The organism is Sphingomonas sp. Root720 (assembly GCF_001428605.1).
Classification (GTDB): domain Bacteria; phylum Pseudomonadota; class Alphaproteobacteria; order Sphingomonadales; family Sphingomonadaceae; genus Rhizorhabdus.
Genome location: NZ_LMID01000011.1, coordinates 183,791 through 205,846 on the forward strand (window position 1 = coordinate 183,791; position 22,056 = coordinate 205,846).

General features: G+C 67.6%; 21 protein-coding genes. 7 read left to right on the forward strand and 14 right to left on the reverse strand.

The genetic code is table 11. From position 1 onward, the window contains the following. Window positions 1-78 precede the first annotated feature (78 nt). The 7 genes from hflX to dusB all read right to left on the reverse strand — a co-directional run bounded on the left by hflX (window position 79) and on the right by dusB (window position 9,591). Window positions 79-1,395, reverse strand: a complete 1,317-nt coding sequence (hflX, locus tag ASE22_RS11620) for a GTPase HflX (protein ID WP_056359221.1) — start codon at window positions 1,393-1,395, stop codon at window positions 79-81. Further along, window positions 1,392-1,874 carry an RNA chaperone Hfq gene (hfq, locus tag ASE22_RS11625; RefSeq protein ID WP_056359222.1) on the reverse strand — a complete coding sequence of 161 codons (483 nt, stop codon included), beginning with the start codon at window positions 1,872-1,874 and terminating at the stop codon, window positions 1,392-1,394. The genes hflX and hfq overlap by 4 nt, the downstream gene beginning before the upstream one ends. 257 nt (window positions 1,875-2,131) lie before the next feature. Then, window positions 2,132-3,523 carry a nitrogen assimilation response regulator NtrX gene (gene ntrX, locus ASE22_RS11630; protein ID WP_056359224.1) on the reverse strand — a complete coding sequence of 464 codons (1,392 nt, stop codon included), beginning with the start codon at window positions 3,521-3,523 and terminating at the stop codon, window positions 2,132-2,134. A gap of 3 nt (window positions 3,524-3,526) precedes the next feature. Further along, window positions 3,527-5,713, reverse strand: coding sequence for a sensor histidine kinase (locus ASE22_RS11635; RefSeq protein WP_235536416.1), 2,187 nt, complete (start codon window positions 5,711-5,713; stop codon window positions 3,527-3,529). A gap of 325 nt (window positions 5,714-6,038) precedes the next feature. Then, complete coding sequence (gene ntrC / locus ASE22_RS11640; protein WP_056359228.1) at window positions 6,039-7,496, reverse strand: nitrogen regulation protein NR(I); 1,458 nt, start codon at window positions 7,494-7,496, stop codon at window positions 6,039-6,041. After that, window positions 7,493-8,614 carry a two-component system sensor histidine kinase NtrB gene (locus ASE22_RS11645; protein ID WP_056359231.1) on the reverse strand — a complete coding sequence of 374 codons (1,122 nt, stop codon included), beginning with the start codon at window positions 8,612-8,614 and terminating at the stop codon, window positions 7,493-7,495. Before ASE22_RS11645 ends, ntrC begins: the two co-directional genes overlap by 4 nt. Continuing rightward, window positions 8,590-9,591, reverse strand: a complete 1,002-nt coding sequence (gene dusB / locus ASE22_RS11650; RefSeq protein WP_056359234.1) for a tRNA dihydrouridine synthase DusB — start codon at window positions 9,589-9,591, stop codon at window positions 8,590-8,592. Before dusB ends, ASE22_RS11645 begins: the two co-directional genes overlap by 25 nt. 121 nt (window positions 9,592-9,712) lie before the next feature. Between dusB and ASE22_RS11655 the strand changes: the two genes are divergently transcribed. Beyond that, window positions 9,713-10,861, forward strand: coding sequence for a bifunctional 2-C-methyl-D-erythritol 4-phosphate cytidylyltransferase/2-C-methyl-D-erythritol 2,4-cyclodiphosphate synthase (locus tag ASE22_RS11655; protein WP_056359238.1), 1,149 nt, complete (start codon window positions 9,713-9,715; stop codon window positions 10,859-10,861). 15 nt (window positions 10,862-10,876) lie between these two features. Then, window positions 10,877-11,413 (forward strand): CinA family protein, encoded by a 537-nt coding sequence (locus ASE22_RS11660; RefSeq protein ID WP_056359241.1) that lies wholly within the window; start codon window positions 10,877-10,879, stop codon window positions 11,411-11,413. Here ASE22_RS11660 and ASE22_RS11665 read toward each other — a convergent pair. After that, the gene (locus ASE22_RS11665; protein ID WP_056359244.1) at window positions 11,350-11,835 is read right to left on the reverse strand and encodes a type II toxin-antitoxin system RatA family toxin; all 486 of its coding nucleotides are present in this window, start codon (window positions 11,833-11,835) and stop codon (window positions 11,350-11,352) included. The genes ASE22_RS11660 and ASE22_RS11665 overlap by 64 nt on opposite strands. A 1-nt stretch (window position 11,836) precedes the next feature. Then, window positions 11,837-12,775, reverse strand: a complete 939-nt coding sequence (lipA, locus tag ASE22_RS11670) for a lipoyl synthase (RefSeq protein WP_056359246.1) — start codon at window positions 12,773-12,775, stop codon at window positions 11,837-11,839. Between the two features lie 65 nt (window positions 12,776-12,840). On the opposite strand from lipA, the gene ASE22_RS11675 reads away from it, so the two are divergent. Both ASE22_RS11675 and ASE22_RS11680 read left to right on the forward strand, forming a co-directional pair. Further along, a complete protein-coding gene (locus ASE22_RS11675; protein ID WP_056359251.1) occupies window positions 12,841-13,473 on the forward strand; it encodes a carbonic anhydrase in 633 nt (210 codons plus the stop codon). A gap of 94 nt (window positions 13,474-13,567) precedes the next feature. After that, a complete protein-coding gene (locus ASE22_RS11680; protein WP_056359254.1) occupies window positions 13,568-13,987 on the forward strand; it encodes a hypothetical protein in 420 nt (139 codons plus the stop codon). A 155-nt stretch (window positions 13,988-14,142) separates the two neighbouring features. On the opposite strand, the gene ettA is transcribed toward ASE22_RS11680, so the two are convergent. Then, on the reverse strand, window positions 14,143-15,822 hold the full coding sequence (gene ettA, locus ASE22_RS11685) for an energy-dependent translational throttle protein EttA (RefSeq protein WP_056359257.1): 1,680 nt from the start codon (window positions 15,820-15,822) through the stop codon (window positions 14,143-14,145). 103 nt (window positions 15,823-15,925) lie between these two features. On the opposite strand from ettA, the gene ASE22_RS11690 reads away from it, so the two are divergent. From ASE22_RS11690 to ASE22_RS11700, 3 genes are all read left to right on the forward strand, one after another. After that, window positions 15,926-17,311 (forward strand): M28 family peptidase, encoded by a 1,386-nt coding sequence (locus ASE22_RS11690; RefSeq protein ID WP_056359260.1) that lies wholly within the window; start codon window positions 15,926-15,928, stop codon window positions 17,309-17,311. A gap of 112 nt (window positions 17,312-17,423) precedes the next feature. Then, window positions 17,424-17,861 carry a hypothetical protein gene (locus ASE22_RS11695; RefSeq protein ID WP_056359263.1) on the forward strand — a complete coding sequence of 146 codons (438 nt, stop codon included), beginning with the start codon at window positions 17,424-17,426 and terminating at the stop codon, window positions 17,859-17,861. A gap of 2 nt (window positions 17,862-17,863) precedes the next feature. Next, on the forward strand, window positions 17,864-18,595 hold the full coding sequence (locus tag ASE22_RS11700) for a TorF family putative porin (protein ID WP_056359266.1): 732 nt from the start codon (window positions 17,864-17,866) through the stop codon (window positions 18,593-18,595). Between the two features lie 18 nt (window positions 18,596-18,613). On the opposite strand, the gene ASE22_RS11705 is transcribed toward ASE22_RS11700, so the two are convergent. From ASE22_RS11705 to rmuC, 4 genes are all read right to left on the reverse strand, one after another. Continuing rightward, on the reverse strand, window positions 18,614-19,108 hold the full coding sequence (locus ASE22_RS11705; RefSeq protein ID WP_056359270.1) for a hypothetical protein: 495 nt from the start codon (window positions 19,106-19,108) through the stop codon (window positions 18,614-18,616). A 139-nt stretch (window positions 19,109-19,247) separates the two neighbouring features. Beyond that, complete coding sequence (locus tag ASE22_RS11710) at window positions 19,248-19,952, reverse strand: glutathione S-transferase N-terminal domain-containing protein (RefSeq protein WP_056359273.1); 705 nt, start codon at window positions 19,950-19,952, stop codon at window positions 19,248-19,250. 183 nt (window positions 19,953-20,135) lie between these two features. After that, window positions 20,136-20,594 carry a hypothetical protein gene (locus tag ASE22_RS11715; RefSeq protein ID WP_056359275.1) on the reverse strand — a complete coding sequence of 153 codons (459 nt, stop codon included), beginning with the start codon at window positions 20,592-20,594 and terminating at the stop codon, window positions 20,136-20,138. A 17-nt stretch (window positions 20,595-20,611) separates the two neighbouring features. Next, the gene (rmuC, locus tag ASE22_RS11720) at window positions 20,612-21,949 is read right to left on the reverse strand and encodes a DNA recombination protein RmuC (protein WP_056359279.1); all 1,338 of its coding nucleotides are present in this window, start codon (window positions 21,947-21,949) and stop codon (window positions 20,612-20,614) included. Window positions 21,950-22,056: the final 107 nt, after the last annotated feature.

A 22,056-nucleotide genomic window follows, 5' to 3' on the forward strand; every position in this document is an offset into this window, starting at 1 on the left:
AAAAAGCTGGAATCTCAGAATATTAAATTAGCCACATTAAAGCTATGTCTCAGCTCTCTCTGGGATGCCGACGATGGTTCACCGCGCCTCGAAGCGCGCGAGGTCGCTGTCGGACAGCCGCACCTCGACGATCATCGTCTCGCCCTCGACCTCTTGGCCGATCACCTCGCCATGGGCGTGGAGCCAGGCGAGCGCCGCGCCGTCGGAGAGCGATACCGTCAGCGTGCGCACCCGGTTGCCGGTCGATAGCCGGTCGGATACCGCCCGGCGCAGATCCTCGACCCCGTCGCCGGTCAGCGCCGACAGGGTGACGACGTCGTCGCGGCGCGCGGCCTCGGCCTCGGTGGCAGCGCGGGTCTCCGGATCGAGCATGTCGATCTTGTTCCACACCTCGAAGATCGGGGCACCTTCCCCGGCTTCGCCATCGGGCGCCTTCGGTCCCACGCCGATCTCCCCGAGCACCGTCAGCACGTCGGTCGCCTGCGCGTCGCTGTCGGGATGCGCGATATCGCGGACGTGGAGGATGATGTCGGCGCCGGTCACCTCTTCGAGGGTCGCGCGGAAGGCCGCGACCAACTGGGTCGGCAGGTCGGACACGAAACCAACCGTGTCGGACAGGATCGCCTTGTCGATGCCGGGCAGACTGATCTGCCGCATCGTCGGATCGAGCGTGGCGAACAGCAGATCCTCCGCCATCACCTTCGCGCCTGTCATCCGGTTGAACAGGGTCGACTTGCCGGCATTGGTATAGCCGACCAGCGCGATCACCGGCCATGGCGCGCGTTGCCGCCGGGCCCGGTGCAGCCCGCGGGTTCGGCGGACCTGCTCCAGTTCGCGGCGCAGCTTGGCCATCCGGTCGCGGATCAGGCGGCGGTCGGCCTCGATCTGGGTCTCGCCCGGGCCGCCGAGGAAGCCGAAGCCGCCGCGCTGCCGCTCGAGATGGGTCCAGCTGCGCACGAGCCGGCCCGCCTGATAGTCGAGATGCGCGAGTTCGACCTGCAACCGCCCCTCGGCGGTCGCCGCGCGCTCGCCGAAGATCTCGAGGATCAGGCCGGTGCGGTCGATGACCTTGGCCTCGATCGCCTTTTCGAGGTTGCGTTGCTGGATCGGCGTCAGCGCGGCGTCGACGATGACCAGTTCGGCCTCGCCCATCCGGGCGGCGGTGGCGATCTGCTCGACCTGGCCCGATCCGAACAGGGTCGCGGGCTTGGGGTCGCGCAGCTTGAAGGCGAGCTTCTCCACCACGTCGACGCCGATCGCCGCGGCCAGCCCCGCCGCCTCGTCGAGCCGCGCCTCGGCGCTTCGCGAGTTGTCGCCCGAACGCTCGGGCAGAGCCACCAGCGCTCGCGCGCCGCGGCTCAGCCCGTCGTCTTCGTCACGGTTGAAGACGCTCAATCGTCGTCCGAGCTGTCGATCTCGGCCAGGTTGATCGGATGCGCCGGCTGCACGGTCGAGATGGCATGTTTGTAGACGAGCTGGCTCAGACCGTCGCGCCGCAGCAGCATGCAGAACAGATCATAGGCCGCGATCTCACCCTGGAGCATGACGCCGTTGACGAGGAACATCGTCACCGGCTCGCGCGCCTTGCGGACCGCCGACAGGAAGACTTCCTGCAGCAGGTGGGACTTGCGCTCCTCGAAGCTCTTGTCGATCTCGGTCATATCGAGCGGGTGCGCCGGCATCACCGTCGAGATCGCGTGCTTGTAGATCAGCTGCGACTGGCCGTCGCGACGCAGGAGGACGGAGAAATTGTCGAACCAGGTGATGATACCCTGGAGCTTGACTCCCTTGACGAGAAACATCGTCACGGGGGTCTTGGTCTTACGGACCGAGTTGAGGAAGATATCCTGAAGGTTATTGACCTTGTCGGCCATTGCCGGTCTCCGGTCTTGGCGGGTCATGGCCCGCTAAGTGCGCCGTTGCATGGCGTCGTGCAGCCCGCGCCTTATGCGGGGCTGGGAGCATGATATAGCAGCTTGCAGGGCACGTCCATCTCGCAGATGCAGCAAATTATTGGGTTCGCGCGAGATAAACTTGCCGGTCATCATCTAGCGCACCCCGGCTCCCGCTTAACGGTAAGCAGCAGGATCACGGCTTCCGGGACGATGGCGAGCGGGAATAGAAGGACCGATCAGCCTTCCTCGCCTTCGTCCCTCGGGTCGACCAGCCCCAGAGTCTTCAATTTCCGGTGGAGCGCAGAGCGTTCCATGCCGATGAAGGAGGCGGTCTTCGAGATGTTGCCCGAGAACCGCCGGATCTGGACGCGCAGATATTCGCGCTCGAAGGTCTCGCGCGCCTCGCGCAGCGGCGTGCCCATGATCGATCGCGCAGCCTCCCCCGGGGCGAGCCGGGCCTGGTCGCTCAATATCTCGGCCGGCAGCATGTCCAGCTCGATCCGGCCGATCCGCTCTCCGGGCGCCAGGATGATCGTCCGCTCGACGATGTTGCGCAACTGGCGGACATTGCCGGGCCAGTCGTAGGTCTGGAGGGCGCCCACCGCGTCGTCGGTGACGAGCGGGGTCGGCACCCTGCGCTCGGACGCGAAGCGCGCCAGGAAATGCTCGACCAGCGCGGGTATGTCCTCGCGCCGCTCGGCAAGCGGCGGAATGTTCACCGGCACCACGTTGAGCCGGTAATAGAGGTCCTCGCGGAAGCGCCCGGCGGCGATCTCGTCGGCCAGGTGGCGCGAGGTGGCGGAGACGACGCGTACGTCGACCTTGACGATGCGCTGCCCGCCGACCCGATTGAACGCCTGTTCGGTCAGCACCCGCAGGATCTTCGCCTGGGTGGTCATCGGCATGTCGGCGATCTCGTCGAGGAACAAGGTCCCGCCATGCGCCTGTTCGAGCAGGCCGGGGCGCAGGAGTTCGCCATTCTCCTCCACGCCGAACAGTTCTTCCTCGACACGCTCGGGCTCCATCCGCGCCGCGCTGACGACGATGAAGGGCGCCTGCGCGCGGTTGCTCCACAAGTGGAGAAGGCGCGCCGCCACTTCCTTGCCGACGCCCGCCGGGCCGCTGATCAGCACCCGGCTGCCGGTCGCCGCGACCCGCTTGAGGGTGGCGCGGATGCCGTTGATCGCCCCGGAATTGCCGGTCAGTTCCTCTTCCTGGCCGATCTGCGCCTTGAGCGTCGCATTCTCGCGGCGCAGCCGGTCGGTCTCGGTGGCGCGATCGACGAGCAGCAGCAGATGCTCTGCCTCGAACGGCTTCTCGATGAAGTCGGTTGCGCCGCGGCGGATCGCGGTGACGGCCGTGTCGAGATTGCCATGGCCCGAGATCATCAGCACCGGCAAGGTGGAATCGCGGCGCTTTATCTCATCGAGCAGGTCGAGCCCGTCGAGGCGCGAGCCCTGCAGCCAGACGTCGAGCAGGACGAGCGACGGGCGCCGCTCGTCGATCGCCGCAAGCGCCGAGTCGCTGTCGGCGGCGGTACGGGCGGCATATCCCTCGTCCTCCAGCACGCCGGCCACCAGGTCGCGGATGTCCGCCTCGTCGTCGACAATCAGAATCTCGAGCGCCATGCCTCAACCAGTTCCAATTCGCTTGAGTTCGGGAAATTTCGCTTCCTCGGGTGCGTCTCCGGCGCGTTCCTGCGCCTCGATCGCGAGGCTGCCGAGCGCCTCCAGGTCGAAATCGATCTCGACCATCGTGCCACCGCCGGGCCGATCGCGCAGGGCCAGCGTGCCGAGATGATCGTCGACGATCTTGCGGACGATCGCGAGGCCAAGGCCGGTACCGCGCTTGCGGGTCGTCATATAGGGTTCGGTCAGTCGCTCGCGCTCGACCGGCAGGCCTGGGCCGTTGTCGGCGAGCAGGATGCGCAGCCGGCGCTCGTCGATGCGGATCGTCATCGCGATCACGCCCGGCGCGTGCTGCTCGGGATTCTCTTCGATCGCCTCGACGGCGTTCTTGACGAGATTGGTCAGCGCCTGGCCGAGCTGGCGGCGATCGCAGACCATGGTCGGGGCCAGTCCCTCGCTGTCGAGGCTGAAGCTGATCCCCGGATGGGCGACTTCGTGCAGGAACATCGCCTGCCGGGCGATATCGACGATCGCTTCCTCGCGGAAGGCCGGCTTCGGCATGCGCGCGAAGGACGAGAATTCGTCGACGATCCGGCGCATGTCGCCGACCTGCCGCACGATCGTCGCGGTCAGCCGCTCGAACACGCCCGGATCGGACGAGATCTCCTTGCCGTAACGCCGCTGGAGCCGTTCGGCGGCAAGCTGGATCGGGGTCAGCGGGTTCTTGATCTCGTGCGCGATCCGGCGGGCGACGTCGGCCCAGGCGGCCCGGCGCTGGTCGGCCAGGCGCTGGGTGATATCGTCGAAGGTCAGCACCTGCGCGCCCTCCGCCGCCACCGAGCGGACCGACAGGGTCCGGGGCTCGCCGGCGATGACGATCTGGACCACCGCCTCGCGGTCGCCGGCATCGAGGATGCGGTCGAGCTCGGGCGAGATGTCTTCGAGCGGCAGGCCGTCGGCCGGCTCATCGAGGTTGAGCATCGCCCGCGCCGAAGGATTGACCAGGGTGATACGGCGGTCGGCGTCGACCGAGATGACGCCCGCGGTCACGCCCGACAGCACCGCCTCGATGAAGGCGCTGCGGCTTTCGAGCTGGCTGTTGGCGGCGACGAGCGCGCCGGTCTGCTCGCCCAGCTTGCGGGTCATGCGGTTGAAGGCGCTGCCGAGCGTGCCGATCTCATCGGGGCTGGGATCGATATGGACCCGCGCGCTGAGATCGCCGGCAGCGACCCTGCGGGCGGCGGCGACCAGATCGTTGACCGGCCGGACCAACCTGTCGGCCACCGTCATCGCCACCCAGATCGCGATGCCGAGGATCGCCAGCGCGATGATCATCAGGAGGATGTTGAAGCGCAGCTGGAGCGCGCGGGCGCGGTCGACGGTCGCGACATAGTCGCCCAGCGCGGACCGTGCGCGGGCGGCCTGGGCGAGCACGTTCCGGTCCGACTGGCGCGAGATGTAGAGATAGGTGCGGCTGGCGGCGTCGAGCAGGATCGTGCCTTCGATCCGGTCGCCGGCCGCCGCGGTGATGCGGGGCTGGCCGCCGGCCAGGAACTGCAGCGTCTCGGGCGGCAGCCGCTTGTCGAGCGGTCGCTTGTCGAGGTTGGCGAGCGCGATCAGCTGCGGCGTGCCCGCGCGGTCGACGCTGATGATCGCCGATTCCGACAGGCCGCGATAGGCGACCTGCCGCGCGAAGAAGGGCGCGAAGCGCGGGTCGTCGATCGTCGTCGCGGAGAGCGCGCTGCGAAGATCGCCCGACATGGCGAGGATGTCGCCGAGCAGCCTTTCCTTGCTCTCGGTGACATAGGCCTGCGCGACCCGCTCGGAGCTGCGCAGCACGACCGTCGCCTTGTCGGAGAACCAGAATTCGGTGCCGAGCTGGAACAGCAGCGATGCGAAGATCACGACCAGCAGGGTCGGCGCCGTCGCGATCACCGAGAAGAAGGCGACCAGCCGGACGTGGAGCCGCGCCTTGCCGCCCAGCCCAGAGCGCGCCGCGCGGTGCAGGGCCACGCGGCGGGCGACGAGCACCATCAGCCCCATGAAGGACAGCAGGTTGGCGCCGAGCAGCAGCGCCACGACGGTCGGGGAGATCGGGATTTCGGGCTTCCCGCTCGCGGTGACCACGCGGTAGCTGACGACGACGACCAGCAGCGCCGCCATCGGGGCGACGATTTCGAGCAACGGCATCAGGCGCCGGGGGCGCCATGCCGCGGCCGCTCGCCTTCGCCATCGCCGGAATACAAGCCCGAATTCAGCCATCGTGGCCGGATTACCACAAGGGCGTGGCTTCGGGAACACAGTTAACATGTATTTGGTCGAACGAAGCCGTCGGTCCGGCGATATCGCTGCATGACGATGTGGTCGGGGGGCAACGTCATTGCCCCGTCGTAGGGGTAGAGCAAGGCCTTCCGTTAGGGGATCGCCCGGCCCCCAAACCGCCGGGAATGACAAGGAAGAGTTGTGTCGCAGTGTTCCACACCGGCCGTACAAGCCGGATGACGACGCCTTGAATTCAGTCCGCCCGCCGCGATGCGACCGCGTCGATCTGCAGGTCGGTGAGCTTCTTGCGCAGGGTGTTGCGGTTGATCCCCAGCAGGCGGGCGGCGCGGAGCTGGTTGCCCTTGGCGGCGGCCATGCTGAGCTCGAGCAGCGGCCGCTCGACCTCCGCGAGCACCCGGTCGTAAAGCCCGTCGGGCGGGAGGTCGCGCCCGAACGTGGCGAAGTAGCGCGCCAGATGCTGTTCCACGGCATCGGCCAGCCCGCCATTGCCGGACGAGGGCGGGAAGCTGGTCTCCGCCATGACGGGATGCTGGAACTGCTGCTCGACCATCGCCGCGGTGATGACATCCTCGCGGCTGAGCACCGCGAGGCGCCGCATCAGATTCTCGAGCTCGCGGACATTGCCGGGCCAGCCATATTGTGTCAGCCGGGCGACCGCGCCGGGATCGAGCGCCTTGCGCGGCAACCCGTCCGCCGCCGCGCGTTCGAGGAAGAAACGCGCCAGCTCGCCGATATCCTCGCCACGCTGGCGGAGCGACGGCAACCGGATCGGCACGACGTTGAGGCGATAATAGAGATCTTCGCGGAAGCCGCCGTCGGCGATCAGCCGCGGCAGATCCTTGTGGGTGGCGGCGATGATGCGGACGTCGGCCCGGATCGAGCGGGTGCCGCCGACGGTCGTGAACTCGCCCGCCTGGAGGACGCGCAGCAGCCGGGTCTGCGCCTCCATCGGCATGTCGCCGATCTCGTCGAGGAACAAGGTGCCGCCCTGTGCCTGCTCGAACCGGCCAGCGCTGCGGGCCTGCGCGCCGGTGAAGGCGCCACGTTCATGGCCGAACAGCTCGGACTCGATCAGTTCGCGCGGGATCGCCGCCATGTTGATCGCGACGAAAGGCGCAGCCGAGCGCGGCCCGAAATCATGGATCGCCCGCGCGACCAGTTCCTTGCCGGTGCCCGATTCGCCCAGCACCAGCACGGTCAGGTCGTTGGCGACGACGCGGGCGATGGTGCGGTAGACCTCCTGCATCGGCGGCGAACGGCCGATCAGGGGCAGGTCCTCGGCCGCCTCGTCGCCGAAGGGCATCGCGCCGCTGGCCGCGCGCGCCGCGAGCGCGTCCGCCACCGCGCGGGTCAGTTCGCCAAGGTCGAAAGGCTTGGGCAGATAGTCGAACGCCCCCTGCTCGGTCGCGCGCAGGGCGGTGGTGAAGGTGTTCTGCGCCGACAGCACGATCACCGGCAGGCCGGGATTCTTCTGGAGCATCTCCGGGATGATATCGAGGCCGTTGCCGTCAGGCAGGACGACATCGGTGACCAGCACCTGCGGATCGAAACTGTCGAACAGGCGGCGCTGCTCGGCGACCGAGGCCGCCGTCTCGACGATATGGCCTGCGCGGCGCAGCGCCTCGCGCACCACCGTGCGGATGGCGCCGTCGTCGTCGACGACGAGGACCCTGCCCCCGGCTCCGGTCATGCCGTCACCCGTGCGCGCGGCAGCAGCAGGCGGAACACGGTCCTCGGCGGATTGCCCTCGCGCGCATATTCGATGATTCCTCCCTGGTCGGACACGAGCTTCTCCACCAGCGCAAGGCCGAGGCCGCTGCCGGCGCGCTTGGTGGTCACGAACGGATCGAACAGATGGCCCTCGATCTCGGGCGGGGCGCCGGGCCCGTCGTCGATCACGCATAGTTCGATCGGCAGAGGCTGGCGGGCGTCGCCATCGGCGCGGCGCATCGAAACGCCGTGGCGATAGGCGGTCGTCAGGGTGATTACGCCGGGCGCGTCGCCCATCGCCTCGGCCGCGTTCTTGAGCAAGTTGATCAGGATCTGGATCAGCGAATCGCGGTGGCCGAGCACCGCCGGCAGCGACGGATCATAGACTTCGCGGATCACCCGGCCCTGCGCGAAACCCTTGAGGGCGACCTCGCGCGCATGGCCGAGGATGGCGTGGATGTTCTGCGGGGCCATCTCGATCGGACGGGTATCGGTGAAGCCCTGCATCCGGTCGATCAGCGCGGCGACCCGGTCGACTTCCTCGCGGATCAGGCTGGTCAGCGCCCGCGACTCCTCGTCGCAGGTGGTCTCCAGCAGTTGCGCCGCGCCGCGCACCGCAGACAGCGGGTTCTTCACCTCGTGCGCCAGCATCGCCGCGGCGGCGACGGCGGTGCGGGTGCCGCCCTCGCGGTCGATCGAGCGGGCGCCGATCGCGCTGCGCGCATGTCCGTGGATCGAGACCGCCCGCCAGCCCAGCCTGTCGGGCAGCGGCGCGACCATCAGGTCGACCCGCATGCGGCGCTGCCCCGGCAGGACGACGTCGATGTCATAGGCCGCGAACGGCGCGTCGCTCGGCATGGTCGTCAGTGGGTGCCCGATCGCGTCGAGCACGCCGCGGCCGACGATCTGGTTGCGGCTGAGGTTGAACAGGGATTCGCAGGCGGCGTTGATCTCGATGACCCGGCCGTCGGGATCGATGATCAGCACCGCCGTCGCCATCGCCGCCATGATCTCCGCCGCCGACGGAGCTTCGGCGACGCGGTCAGACGGCGCCGGACGCCGGCCGAAGCGGATCAGGCTGCTGCCCGGGAGAGCCATGGCGCGTAATATTCTCCGAGCATGGCGATCGCCTTGGCGGCGTCGGGTTCCTGGTTGATCTTGTTGCGGAATTCGGCCGAGCCGGTCAGTCCCTTGGTGTACCAGCCGATATGCTTGCGGGCCATGTTGACGCCCACCTCTTTCCCATAGAGTTCGAGCATCGCATGATAATGCGCTAGGATAACGTGATATTGTTCCTCGATCGTGGGATCGGGTTTGCGCTCGCCGGTCGCGAGGTAATGCATCACCTGCGACAGCAGCCAGGGTCGGCCATAGGCGCCGCGCCCGATCATCAGCCCATCGGCGCCCGACTGATCGAGCGCGGTTTCCGCATCCTCGATCGAGCAGATATCGCCGTTGACGATCACCGGGATCGACACCGCCTGCTTGACGCGACGAACGAACGCCCAGTCGGCCGATCCCTTGTACATCTGGCAGCGGGTGCGGCCATGGACGGTGATCATCTTCACGCCGACATCCTCGGCGATCCGCGCGAGGTCCGGGGCGTTGAGGCTGTCATGGTCCCAGCCCATCCGCATCTTGAGCGTGACGGGCACGTCGACCGCCTCGACCGTCGCCTTGACGATCTCGACCGCGAGCGCGGGGGTCCGCATCAGCGCCGAGCCCGCGTCGCCGTTGACGACCTTGCGGACCGGGCAGCCCATATTGATGTCGATGATCGCCGCGCCGCGATCCTGGCTGAGCTTCGCGGCTTCGCCCATTTCCCTGGGCGTGCAGCCGACGAGTTGCATCGACACCGGCTCCTCGGCCGGGTCCCACAGCGCCTTCTGCACCGACTGGCGCGTCTCCCGGATCGCGGCCTGGCTGGCGATCATCTCGGTGACATTGAGGCCCGACCCGTAGCCGCGCACGACCTTCCGGAACGGCAGATCGCTCACGCCCGTCATGGGCGCGAGAATCACGGGGTTGTCGATCCGCACGGGACCGATATCGATCGGACGCAGTCTGGGGGTCATGAAGCCACATTGCCTAAAAAAGCGGCACTCCCTCTAGCGGCAAAGCGGCGGGGGAGCAAGCGAGCGATGGCGGGAGGGCGCGGCGCTTTACGAAGGCCATGGCCGGGCCTAAAGCGCGGCCATGACGGGGAAGCCCAGCATCGCCGCCTTGGTCGTGGCCGCCGGACAGGGCGTGCGCAGCGGCGCCGGCGCGCCCAAGCAATATCGGCGGATCGGCGGCACGCCGGTGCTGGCGCGCGCGATCGACGCGCTCGCCGGCCATCCGGCGATCGGCCTCGTCCAGGTGGTGATCGGCGCTGGACAGGAGGCTGCCTATGCCGAGGCGATCGGCGCGCGCGCCCTGCCCCCGCCCGTGACCGGCGGCGCGACCCGGCGCGATTCGGTGATCGCGGGGCTCTCGGCGATCGAAGCGGACATCGTCCTGATCCACGATGCCGCGCGCCCCTTCCTGCCGGCCGCGGTGATCGACCGGCTGGTCGCGGCGCTCGAGGGCGCGGGCGGCGCGGTCCCCGCGCTGGCGGTCGCCGACACGCTGGCCCGGGGCAATGGCCTGCTCGGCGACACCGTGCCGCGCGACGGCCTCCACCGCGTCCAGACCCCGCAGGCGTTTCGCCGCGCCGACATCCTCGCCGCGCACCGCGCCTGGGATCCTGCGCGCGAAGCGACGGACGATGCCCAGGTCGCGCGCGCCCACGGCCTGACCGTAGCGATCGTCGAGGGCGACCGAAGCCTGGAGAAGCTCACCTATGCCGCGGATTTCACCATGGCCGAGGAGAGGGTGGCGATGATCGCGCGCAGCGCAACGGGTTTCGACGTCCATGGCTTCACCGACGGCGACGGCGTCCGGCTCGGCGGCATCCGCATCGCCCACGACCGCGCGCTGGCGGGCCACAGCGACGCCGATGTCGCGCTCCATGCGCTGACCGACGCCTTGCTCGGCACGATCGCCGCCGGCGATATCGGCAGCCATTTCCCGCCGAGCGACCAGCGCTGGAAAGGTGCAGATTCAGAGATATTTCTGGCCCATGCGCGCGATCTGGTGATCGCGGCGGGCGGCATCATCGATTTCGTCGACCTGACCATCATCTGCGAAGCGCCGAAGGTCGGGCCCCATCGCGAGGCGATCCGCAACCGGATCGCCGCCCTGCTGGGACTTCGAACCGGTCAGGTCAGCATCAAGGCCACCACCACCGAGCGACTCGGCTTCACCGGACGCCGCGAGGGGATCGCCGCGCAGGCGATTGCAACGATCCGCATGCCCTCCATATAGAAAGCGGAATATATCGTGACCGAACGCCAAGATACCCTCCTGCCCGCCGAACTGGTCGAGGCCGCGCGCCGTGTGATCGAGGCGAACCGCGCCGAAGGCCGCAAGATCGCGGTGGCGGAAAGCTGCACCGGAGGGCTCGTCGCGGCGGCGCTGACCGAGATCCCCGGATCGTCCGACGTGCTCGGATCGAGCTTCGTCACCTATTCGAACGAGGCCAAGATCTCGCTGCTGGGCGTGTCGGTCGAAATGATCGAGACCTTCGGCGCGGTGTCGATCGCGGTCGCCTGGGCGATGGCCCGCGGCGCGCTGGAGAAAAGCGGCGCTGACCTGGCGGTCGCGATCACCGGCGTCGCTGGTCCCGGCGGCGGCAGCGAGAAGAAGCCCGTAGGCACGGTGGTGTTCGGCCGGGCCCACAAGGGGGCCGACCCGGAGGACATCATCGCGGACAAGCGCCATTTCGGCGATCTGGGACGCGGCGGCGTCCGGCTTCAGGCGGCGCTGTGCGCGCTCGAACTGCTGATGCCAGGCGCGACGCTGGCGGAAGAACCGTAAAGCTTCGCCGCACGCTCCTCGAAGGCGTTGATCATCATCCGGAGCGCCCGGTCGAACATCTGTCCGGCGATCATCTCGAACAGGCGCGACTTGAACTCGAAATCGATCGCGAAGTCGACGATCGACCCACCCTTCCCGTCGCTCGTGAACGTCCAGTCGTTGTGGAGGAACTTCAGCGGTCCGTCGACATAGTCGACATGGATGCTCGTCGGCCGCCGCTTAGCGACTTTCGAGGTGAATTTCTCGCGCAGCGCCTTGAAACCGACCATCAGGTCGGCGACCATCTCGGTATCGCTGTCCGAACGCACCCGCACCGCCGACACCCATGGCAGGAATTCGCCGTAGCGGGCGACATCCGCGACCAGCGCATACATCTGCTCCGGACTGTAGGGCAGCGTCCGGGTTTCACGATGGCGCGGCATGTCAGGCCGTCCGAGACGCCGCCTTGCGCGCGAGCTCGGCATTGCGGGCGTCGCGCATCTTCACGAAATCGTCGCCGGCGTGATAGCTCGACCGGGTCAGCGGGGTCGCCGCGACGAGCAGGAAGCCCTTGGCGCGCGCGATCGCGGCATAGGCCTCGAAGGTCTTGGGTGCGACGAAGTCCATCACCTTGGCGTGTTTCGGCGTCGGCTGGAGATACTGGCCCATCGTCAGGAAATCGATGTCGGCCGATCGCATGTCGTCCATCACCTGGTGGACTTCGAGCCGCTCCTCGCCCAGCCCGACCATGATGCCCGACTTGGTGAAGATGGTCGGGTCGAGCCGCTTGACCGTCTCCAGCAGACGCAGCGAGGCATAATAGCGCGCGCCCGGCCGGATTGTCGGATAAAGCCTCGGCACCGTCTCGAGATTGTGGTTGTAGACGTCGGGCCGCGCGGCGACGATCATCTCGATCGCGGCGTCGGCCTTGTTGCGGAAATCCGGGGTCAGGATCTCGATCGTCGTGTTCGGGGTCGTCCGCCGCAGCGCCTCGATCACCTTGACGAACTGCTTCGCGCCGCCATCGGGAAGATCGTCGCGGTCGACCGAGGTGATGACGATATGCTCGAGGCCCAGCTCCGCCGCGGCATCGGCGGTGTGCTGCGGCTCCAGCGGATCGACGGCGCGCGGCATGCCCGTCTTGACGTTGCAGAAGGCGCAAGCGCGGGTGCAGGTGTCACCCAGGATCATCACCGTCGCATGCTTCTTGGTCCAGCATTCGCCGATATTGGGACAGGCCGCCTCTTCGCAGACGGTCGCGAGGTTGAGACGCCGCATCAGCGCCTTGGTGTCGGCAAAGGCCTTCCCCATCGGCGCCTTGACCCGAATCCAGTCGGGCTTGCGCTGCTTCGGGAGAGCGGAGATCGGCAGTGGTTCGTTCATGCATGCCAGATAGGCGATAAGCGGCGCTCTTGCCAGCCCCCGCGGTCAGGATTAGGGGACTGGCCATGACCGACTTTTCCGACCTGATCGAGGGCTATCGCCGATTCAAGGCGAAAGGCTGGGAAGACCAGCGCGAACGCTGGACGAAGCTGGCGGGAGGTCAGGATCCCCGGCTTATGGTCATCGCCTGCTCGGACAGCCGGGTCGACCCCACGATCATCTTCGACACCTCGCCCGGCGAGATCTTCATGGTCCGCAACGTCGCCAACATGGTGCCGCCGTTCGAGACGACGGCGGGCCATCACGGCGTCTCCGCCGCGCTGGAGTTCGCGGTCACCCAGCTCGAGGTGCCGGAAATCGTGGTGCTGGGCCACCAGAGCTGCGGAGGCTGCGCGGCCGCCCTCACCCGCCGTTTCCAGAACGCCGAGAAGGGCCAGGGCGGCTTCATCGACGACTGGATGTCGCTGCTCGACGACGCGCGCGACCGGGTCATCGCCGAACATGGCCATGGCGAGGAAGCGGTGCGGGCGCTCGAGTTGGAGGCGGTCAAGGTCTCGATCGCCAACCTGCGCACCTTCCCCTGCGTCCCGATCCGCGAGCGAAAGGGTCGCCTGAAGATTCATGGGGCCTATTTCGGGGTGGCCGACGGCATCCTCCATATCCTCGACGAAGCGACCGGCGCCTTCTCGCCGGCCTGAGCCCGTCTTCGGCCCGACGCGGGGAACATGAGACGGGAACGCGCGCGCCCAACAGTCGTTGAGCACCTCGATAGTGTGTTGAGGAGTTTGACCAATGATAGCCCGTTCGATCGTTGCGATCACAGCGCTGATCGCCGTCGCCCCGCTCGCGGCCCAGAGCGGCCCCGCCCATAACGATCCCGCCCATGTCGCCGCCGACGCGCGCGAGGTTCCGCAGACCCAGTCGCTGAACAACACGGTCGGCAACGCCATTGCCCAGACCCAGACCAACAATGCGGTCGCCCAGGCGCAGAACGACATCAACCAGGCCGAATATGCCGCCGACAAGGCCGCCTACGCCCGCGCGCTGCGCCAGCACAACCGCGAGGTGCTCGAGACCGACGCGACCTTCATCCGCCAGCAGGAAGCCTATGCGATGGCGATGCGCGACTGGCGCGCCCAGGTCGCGATGTGCAAGCGCGGCTATCAGAGCGCCTGCAAGCTGCCGACCCCCGATCCGATGAACTATATGTGATGCATCTCGTCATCCTGGCGAGATCCAGGATCCCCCCCGCCTTGTGTCGAGGCGGCGAAGAAGGGAGATCCCGGCTTGCGCTGGGACGACGTGAAATGAGAAAAAGCCCGGAACCATCGAGGTTTCGGGCTTTTTCTTTGTCCTGCGCCTAAGGTCTAGCGCGTCAGCTTCTTGTACGCGCCCGAGCTGGCCCGGTCGGCGGCGTCGCCGAGACGGCGGCGCTTGTCTTCCTCATAGCTCTCGAAATTGCCCTCGAACCATTCGACATGCCCGTCGCCCTCGAAGGCGAGGATGTGGGTGGCGAGGCGATCGAGGAAGAAGCGATCGTGGCTGATGACCACGGCGCAGCCGGCGAAATTCTCGAGCGCGTCTTCCAGCGCGCGCAGCGTCTCGACGTCGAGGTCGTTGGTCGGTTCGTCGAGCAGCAGCACGTTGCCGCCCTTGCGGAGCATCTTCGCCATGTGGACGCGATTGCGTTCGCCGCCCGAGAGCTGGCCGACCTTCTTCTGCTGGTCGGCGCCCTTGAAGTTGAACGCGCCGACATAGGCGCGGGTCGACATCTCGAACTTGCCGACGGTCATGATGTCATGGCCTTCGGACACTTCCTCCCAGACGTTCTTCTTGGGATCGAGCGCGTCGCGGCTCTGGTCGACGAAGCCGAGCTTGACCGTCGGGCCGATATCGATCGAGCCGGCATCGGGGGTTTCCTGGCCCGTGATCAGCCGGAACAAAGTGGTCTTGCCCGCGCCGTTGGGTCCGATCACGCCGACGATGCCGCCGGGCGGCAGCGTGAAATCGAGGCCCTCGAACAGCTTCTTGTCGCCATAGGACTTGGTCAGGCCCTCGGCCTGGATCACCTTGCCGCCAAGCCGCTCGGGAGTCTGGATGACGATCTGCGCCTTGCCGGGCGCACGGTTGTTCTGCTTCTCGACCAGTTCGTCGAACGCGCGGATACGCGCCTTGGACTTGGTCTGGCGGGCCTTGGGGCTCTGCCGGATCCACTCCAGCTCTTCCTTGATCGCCTTCTGGCGACCGGCGTCCTCGCGCTCTTCCTGGTCCATGCGCTTCGACTTGGCGTCGAGCCAGGAAGAATAGTTGCCTTCGTAAGGAATGCCCCGGCCGCGATCGAGCTCGAGCACCCAGCCCACGACATTGTCGAGGAAGTAGCGATCATGGGTAACGAGGATGACGTTGCCGGCATAATCGATCAGATGCTGTTCGAGCCAGGCAACGCTTTCGGCGTCGAGATGGTTGGTCGGCTCGTCGAGCAGCAGGATGTCGGGCTTCTCGAGCAGCAGGCGGCACAGTGCGACGCGGCGGCGCTCGCCACCCGACAGATCGGTGACCGGCAGGTCGCCTGGCGGACAGCGCAGCGCTTCCATCGCGATCTCGAGCTGGTTGTCGAGCGTCCAGCCGTCGACCGCGTCGATCTTCTCCTGGAGGGTGCCCATTTCCTCCATCAGCGCGTCGAAATCGGTGTCGTCCTTCGGATCGCCCATCTCGGCCGAGATCGCGTTGAAACGATCGATCATGTCGGCGACCTCGCGGACGCCGTCCATGACGTTTTGCTTGACCGACTTGTTCGGATCGAGCTGCGGCTCCTGCGCCAGATAGCCGACCGTCAGCCCTTCGGCGGCCCAGGCTTCGCCGACATATTCGGTGTCCATCCCGGCCATCACCTTCATCAGCGTCGACTTGCCGGCGCCGTTGACGCCGATGATGGCGATCTTCGTGCCCGGCAGGAACTGCAGGTGGATGTTGTTGAACAGCGGCTTGTTGGCGCCGGGGAAGGTCTTGGTCAGACCCTTCATCACGAAACTATATTGCACGGCCATCGGGCGCGAACCTCATCGAACGTCAGGGCTGGAAATCGCCGCCGCCACTAGCCGACGACAGGGCAATTGGCAAATAGGGAGCGGGCGGTTAGCGTCCAACCCCATGAAGAAAACATTGTTGCTGGCGCTCGTCGCCTCCGCCGCCGTCTCCTCCCCCCTCCTGGCCCAGGCCAGGCCCGACGACACCGCAGCGCTGCGCGACGCCGCGCTGGCCGACACGATCGCCTGGGACATCACCGAAGGCCTGACCACAGAGGTCGGCCCGCGCCTGGCCGGCAGCGAGGCCGAGGCGCGCGCCCGCGACTGGGCGGTCGCCAAGCTCAAGGCGCTCGGCTTCGCCAATGTCCGGATCGAGAGTTTCGACGTGCCGTGGTGGGAACGCGGCGAGGCCAGCGCCGAGATCGTCGCTCCATACCCCCAGCCGCTGGTGCTCACCGCGCTCGGCAACAGCGGCGCCACCCCGGCCAAGGGCCTGAAGGCCGAGGTGATCGGCTTCGACAGCCTCGATTCGCTCAAGGCGGCCGATCCGGCGCGGGTGAAGGGCAAGATCGTCTTCGTCACCCACCGCATGGCCGCGACCCAGGACGGATCGCCCTATTCGCCGGTCGGCCAGATCCGCCGCAACGGCCCATCGATCGCGTCGAATCTGGGAGCCGCCGCGATCCTGATCCGGTCGATCGGTACCGATCACCACCGCACCCCGCACACCGGATCGCAGAACTGGAGCGATGGCGCGCGGCCGATTCCGGCGCTGGCGCTGGCCAATCCCGATGCCGACCAGCTCGAAAGGATATTGAAGCGCGGCCGCGCCGTGACGATCGCGCTGAAGGTGACGGCCAAGGCCGACGGCAAGCGGACCTCGGGCAATGTGATCGCCGAGGTGCCGGGCCGCGATCCCGCCGCCGGGATCGTCCTCGTCGGCGGCCATCTCGACAGCTGGGACCAGGGGACCGGCGCGATCGACGATGCTACCGGCGTCGCCATCACCACCGCGGCGGCCAAGCGGATCATGGACGCGGGGCAGCCGCTGCGCACCATCCGCATCGTCTGGTTCGGTTCGGAGGAGATCGGCCTGTTCGGCGGCGCCGCCTATCGCGAAAAGCATAAGGACGAGAAGCATCACATGCTGGCCGAATCCGACTTCGGCGCGGATCGGGTCTGGCGCTACCAGACCTCGCTCGCACCGGCCGCCCTGCCCGCGCTGAAGCCGCTCGCCGCCGCGCTCGCCCCCCTCGGCATCGTCCCCGGCGGCAAGAATGGCGACGCGTCGGGCTCGGACATATCCGAGATCCAGAAGCTCGGCGTTCCGGTGATCGAGCTGAGCCAGGACGGCACCCGCTATTTCGACCTGCACCACACCCCCGACGACACGCTCGACAAGGTCGATCCGGCGCAGCTGCGCCAGAATGTGGCGGCGTGGACGGCGATGCTGTCGGTCGTCGCCAACGACCCGGCCGACTACGGCCCGGTAGAGCCTCGCGCGCACTGATCAGGGCCCGGCAGCGGCAAATGTCGCCGCCCGGCAAAGGAACAGCAACATGGCGGCCATACCTCGGCCGTTGCGACCGCCCGCATAAAGGCGGCGCAAGCAGGAGAACGAAATGTCCATGATGATGCTATTGGGGGCGCTCAGCGCGTCCCTGGCCGGCGCCGATGGCGGCCATCTCCATCGCACGACGATCGAGCACCGTGGCGCGCCGGTGACTGTCGACTATCGCGCGACGACCGCGCTCAGCACCCGCCAGATCGGCATGTCTCCGCCGACGCGCACGGGCGGCGTCGTGCGCTGCAACTGGGTCGCCAGGGTGGTGGTCGAGCGCAAGCTGGGCGCGGCCGGCGCGCTCAGCCGCGTGGTCGACGGCGACCTGCAGTTGAAAGGCAGCCGGCCCGGCACCTGCACCGGCGCGAAGAAGGCGATCGACCGCGAAGTCGCCGCACGTGACGACGAGGTGCGCCGCCATGTCCTCGCGGTGGTCGAGCGCGACCGCGCGACGCTGCTCGCCGAGTTGGAGGCCGCGGCGCGGCCGAACGCGAGCTGACCATGCGCCTCCGGGCAGCGGCGCTTCTTTCCGGGCTGCTGCTCAGCGGCCAGGCCGCGCAGGCGGCGGACTGGTCGCCGTCGCTGTCCGCCACCCTGACCAGCGACGAGCGCCGCCGCGGGCTGAGCTGGAGCGACGGCCGCCCGGCCGCCGGCGCCCGCCTGTCGCTGCAACCCGCCGACGGCCTCTCGCTATCGGTGGCAGGGACGACCCTTCGCGGCAGCGCACGTCATGACGGCGCATCGGCGGGGATCGACAGCGCGATCGTCTACCGGCGCGATTTCGGCGCGGTCCGGGCGGACGCGCAGATCAGCCACCACGCCTTTCCCGGCCATGGCGGCGCCGACTATGTCGAGCTCGGCGGCGGCGCGGGCACGATGATCGGGCCGCTCCAGCTCGACCTGTTCGCGCTCTACGCACCGCGGCAGGACGCGATCGGCGGCGACAATCTCTATCTGGCCGCGAACGCGTCGGTCGCGGTCGTCGGCACGCCCTTCACCGTCGGCGCGCGGGTCGGCCGGTCGAGCGGCGATGCAGACGATCCGATCCGCTCGGCGCGGCTGCGCCCGCATGGACGCTACGTCGATGCGGCGCTGCGGATCGACTATGTGCGCGGCCCCTTCACCCTTGGCGTCGACCTGACCGACACATGGCATGGCGGCCGCATCGCCACCGGCCCGATCGCCGCCGACAGCGGACGGCGGCTGGCCGCACGGATCGGGTTCAGCCTGTAGGACGAACCGACGCCCTTCCTATTTTCCCGCGACCGGCCCCGGCTGGCCCTCCATGCTCAGGAAGTTGATCAGGGCGATCTTGCCGTCGCGGATCTCCGCATAGCCCATCACCATCGAGTGGCTGGGCTTGCCCTTCTCGACCGCCTCCTCGAGATGATAGGTGAAGATCTTCGAGCCGTCGGGCGACGAGAAGGCCTCGACGAAGGGCACCTTGATCTCGACGGCATCGACGCTCTTCTGGATCATGCGGAAGCGCGCGGCGAGGTCGGTCAGTCCCTTCGCGCGGTTGGTGCCGTTGATCCGCATCACCGCATCCTCGGTGAAGTAGCGGCCGAACGCCTGCGGCGTGAAGCCTTCCGGATCCTTGAAGGCGGCATTCCACCAGACGAACATGCGCGACACGACATCGTCCTTCGACGGCGCCGAGAAGCTCTGCTGCTGCGCGCTCGCGGTGGCCGGCACGAGAACCGGTGCGATCGCGAGCACCATGGCGGCCGAGAGGAACATCTTCATGGAACACCCCTGCTGCTGGGACGACGGCCCGTGCATGGGGCCGTCTCCGGTATAGGTAGCAGGGTTGTCGCATTCGTACCGGCGTTTCAATGCGATGGACGGCCTGCATCCATTGCACGAAACGCAAGATCGGAGCGAATCAGGGGCGCCTGGGGATTTCCAGCCCGCGCTGCACGGCCGGACGGGCCAGGCCGCGCTCCAGCCAGGCGGGCACATTCTTCAGGCCGTCGTAATCGACCAGATCGCGTGCCTCGTAGAAGGTGATCAGGTTGCGGATCCAGCCCAGGCTGGTGATGTCGGCGATGCTGTAATCGGCGCCCATGATCCAGTCGCGCCCTTCGAGACGGCCGTCGAGAACGCCGAGCAGCCGCTTCGATTCGGCGACGTAGCGCTGGAGCGGGCGCTTATCCTCATAGTCCTTGCCGGCGAACTTGTTGAAGAAGCCGACCTGACCGAACATGGGGCCCATGCCGGCGTTCTGGAAAAAGACCCACTGGATCGCCTCATATCGGACGGCGGGGTCCTCGGGGATGAACTTGCCGCTCTTGTCGGCGAGGTAGATCAGGATCGCACCGGATTCGAACAGCGCCAGCGGCTTGCCGCCGGGCCCGTCGGGATCGATGATCGCCGGGATCTTGCCGTTCGGGTTGAGCGACAGGAATTCGGGCGTGTGGCTCTGGTTGTCGGTGATGTCGACGAGGTGCGGCTCATAGGGCAGCCCGGTCTCCTCGAGCATGATCGACGCCTTCACGCCATTGGGCGTGTTGAGCGAATAGAGCTGGATGCGGTCGGGATGCTCGGCCGGCCAGCGCCGGGTGATCGGGAAAGCGGACAGGTCGGCCATATAATCCTCCTTGGGGATGCGGTTGGGCGGGAGTTGGGAAGAGCGGCGAGGTTCGGCAAGCCCCTCTTCTCATCGTCATGCCAGCGAAGGCTGGCATCTCGGGCGGCTCCTGCCTCGCGCCCATCTCCGTCTCCTGAGATGCCAGCCTTCGCTGGCATGACGGCAAGATGGAAGCCGAAGCGCTCAATATACCTCGCTGTCCGGCTGCGCCCGCATTCGCAAGGTGTGGACGGCGGCGAAGGCGATCCCCACCAGTCCGGCCACCACGCCGAAGATCGCTGACGGAAAGCGCCCCTGCCCGGCCGGCATCCAGTCGCCTCGCGCCATGTTCGCGACGATGTTCAGGCGCCGTCCGACCGGATAGTCGCCCAGTTCGCTACAGCCGATCGCCAGGCCGTCCTGAAACGCCGTCAGGCGATCACGGAACTCGATCCGCAGCGAACAACTCGCCAGCGGCGACGGATCGCTGCGATAATGCGCGACGACCCGCGCGGACAGTTCACGTCCGCCCGACAGGATCGCGTCGCGGCGCAGATATTCTGTGGCGGAAAACCAGGCGAAAACGAGGGTCGCGACGATCAGCACCACCCAGATGATCCCGAGCGACAACCAATGGTCGGGCTTGTTCTCGGTCAGGGCCATCGCCCGCCCCCGTCGCGTCAGTTCGGCAGGACCTTGCCGGTCTCCTCGGGCGAGGCCAGCAGGTCGACCGACGGCTCGCTCGCCCGCGTCTCGATCGCGGGGATCTCGTCGATCTCCTTGTCGCCGGTCTCGACATTCAGGTCGCGGAACTTACGGCCGGTGACCAGCACGCGGCCCTCGAAGCTCGAGACGAACTTGTTGTAATTCTCGACCGCGCTGTTGAGGCCGCCGCCGACCCGGCGCAGATGGCCGACCGCGACCGACAGCCTTTCGTACATCTCCTTGCCGAGCCGGCCGATCGCGCGGGCTTCCTCGGCCATCTTCTCCTGGCGCCAGACGCTGGCGATGGTGCGGGCGAGCGCGACGAGGTTGATCGGCGTCGCGATCAACACCCGCCGCTGGTGCGCCCAGTCCCACAGCTCGGGGTCCTGCTCCATCGCCGCCGACAGGAAATGCTCGCCGGGGATGTACATGACGACATAGTCGGCGGCCTCGCCGAAGCGGTCCCAGTAACTCTTCTGGCCGAGCTGGCTGGCATGGGTCCGCAACGCCGCGGCATGTGCCTTGAGCAAGGTCGTACGGGCGGCCTCGTCGACCTCCTCGGTCGCATCCAGATAGGCGTTGAACGAGCATTTGGCGTCGACGATCAGCTTGCGGCCACCCGGCAGGCGGACGACGACGTCGGGCCGCAGCCGCCCGTCCTCGGTGTCGACCGAGACCTCGGTCGCGAAATCGGCATAGGGCGACAGGCCCGACTGTTCGAGTACGTTGCGCAGCGACTGCTCCCCCCAGCGGCCCCGCGCCTTGGGGCTGGCGCGCAGCGCGTTGACGAGCTTGGCCGCCTCGTCGCGGACCTGCCCCTGCCCGACGCGCACCTGGTCGACCGCCTCGCGCAGGCCGGCATAGCTGTCGACCCGCTCCTTCTCGACGCGTTGCAGCCCTTCCTCGTAGCGCTTGAGCGTGGTCTCGACCGGGTTGAGCAGCGCCTTGAGCTGCGCCTCGCTCTTCTCGCCCGCCTGGTGGAAGCGCTGGTCGGCGCGTTCGAGGAACTGGCGCTGCGCCTGCTCGAGCAGCTTGCCGCCGACCTCGGCGAACTGCGCCGTCAGTTGCTCCTTGGCTTCCTGGAGCTGGCGGATCTGCGCTTCGAAAGCCTCGGTCCGCGCCTGGCGTTCGGCGGCGAGCGCCGAGCGTTCGATCTCCGACCGGCCAAGCGCATCGCGCGTCGCATCGAGCGCGCGGCGCAGTTCGGCGGCATCCTCGGCGCCGTTGGCGAGCAGCCGGCCACGCACCAGCCAGCCAAGGGCGAGGCCGGCCAGCAGGCAGAGGGGAAGCGCAAGGGCGACGAGCGGCGACATCGAGATTCCTTCGAGGCAGATTAGGCGAGGCGAATTAGGCGAGACAGTATAAGCGAGGCAAAGCCAGCTTTGGAACAGAATGGGAACCCTGCCCCGAGCCGCCCGCG

What these genes read in the sequence shown, in the direction of transcription:
- hfq (WP_056359222.1), bottom strand. Translation starts at nt 1,874, where the DNA reads ATGGCCGACAAGGTCAATAACCTTCAGGATATCTTCCTCAACTCGGTC.
- ntrX (WP_056359224.1), bottom strand. Translation starts at nt 3,523, where the DNA reads ATGGCGCTCGAGATTCTGATTGTCGACGACGAGGCGGACATCCGCGAC.
- ASE22_RS11635 (WP_235536416.1), bottom strand. Translation starts at nt 5,713, where the DNA reads ATGCCGTTGCTCGAAATCGTCGCCCCGATGGCGGCGCTGCTGGTCGTC.
- ntrC (WP_056359228.1), bottom strand. Translation starts at nt 7,496, where the DNA reads ATGACCGGAGCCGGGGGCAGGGTCCTCGTCGTCGACGACGACGGCGCC.
- ASE22_RS11645 (WP_056359231.1), bottom strand. Translation starts at nt 8,614, where the DNA reads ATGGCTCTCCCGGGCAGCAGCCTGATCCGCTTCGGCCGGCGTCCGGCG.
- dusB (WP_056359234.1), bottom strand. Translation starts at nt 9,591, where the DNA reads ATGACCCCCAGACTGCGTCCGATCGATATCGGTCCCGTGCGGATCGAC.
- ASE22_RS11655 (WP_056359238.1), top strand. Translation starts at nt 9,713, where the DNA reads ATGACGGGGAAGCCCAGCATCGCCGCCTTGGTCGTGGCCGCCGGACAG.
- ASE22_RS11665 (WP_056359244.1), bottom strand. Translation starts at nt 11,835, where the DNA reads ATGCCGCGCCATCGTGAAACCCGGACGCTGCCCTACAGTCCGGAGCAG.
- lipA (WP_056359246.1), bottom strand. Translation starts at nt 12,775, where the DNA reads ATGAACGAACCACTGCCGATCTCCGCTCTCCCGAAGCAGCGCAAGCCC.
- ASE22_RS11675 (WP_056359251.1), top strand. Translation starts at nt 12,841, where the DNA reads ATGACCGACTTTTCCGACCTGATCGAGGGCTATCGCCGATTCAAGGCG.
- ASE22_RS11680 (WP_056359254.1), top strand. Translation starts at nt 13,568, where the DNA reads ATGATAGCCCGTTCGATCGTTGCGATCACAGCGCTGATCGCCGTCGCC.
- ettA (WP_056359257.1), bottom strand. Translation starts at nt 15,822, where the DNA reads ATGGCCGTGCAATATAGTTTCGTGATGAAGGGTCTGACCAAGACCTTC.
- ASE22_RS11690 (WP_056359260.1), top strand. Translation starts at nt 15,926, where the DNA reads ATGAAGAAAACATTGTTGCTGGCGCTCGTCGCCTCCGCCGCCGTCTCC.
- ASE22_RS11695 (WP_056359263.1), top strand. Translation starts at nt 17,424, where the DNA reads ATGTCCATGATGATGCTATTGGGGGCGCTCAGCGCGTCCCTGGCCGGC.
- ASE22_RS11700 (WP_056359266.1), top strand. Translation starts at nt 17,864, where the DNA reads ATGCGCCTCCGGGCAGCGGCGCTTCTTTCCGGGCTGCTGCTCAGCGGC.
- ASE22_RS11705 (WP_056359270.1), bottom strand. Translation starts at nt 19,108, where the DNA reads ATGAAGATGTTCCTCTCGGCCGCCATGGTGCTCGCGATCGCACCGGTT.
- ASE22_RS11710 (WP_056359273.1), bottom strand. Translation starts at nt 19,952, where the DNA reads ATGGCCGACCTGTCCGCTTTCCCGATCACCCGGCGCTGGCCGGCCGAG.
- ASE22_RS11715 (WP_056359275.1), bottom strand. Translation starts at nt 20,594, where the DNA reads ATGGCCCTGACCGAGAACAAGCCCGACCATTGGTTGTCGCTCGGGATC.
- rmuC (WP_056359279.1), bottom strand. Translation starts at nt 21,949, where the DNA reads ATGTCGCCGCTCGTCGCCCTTGCGCTTCCCCTCTGCCTGCTGGCCGGC.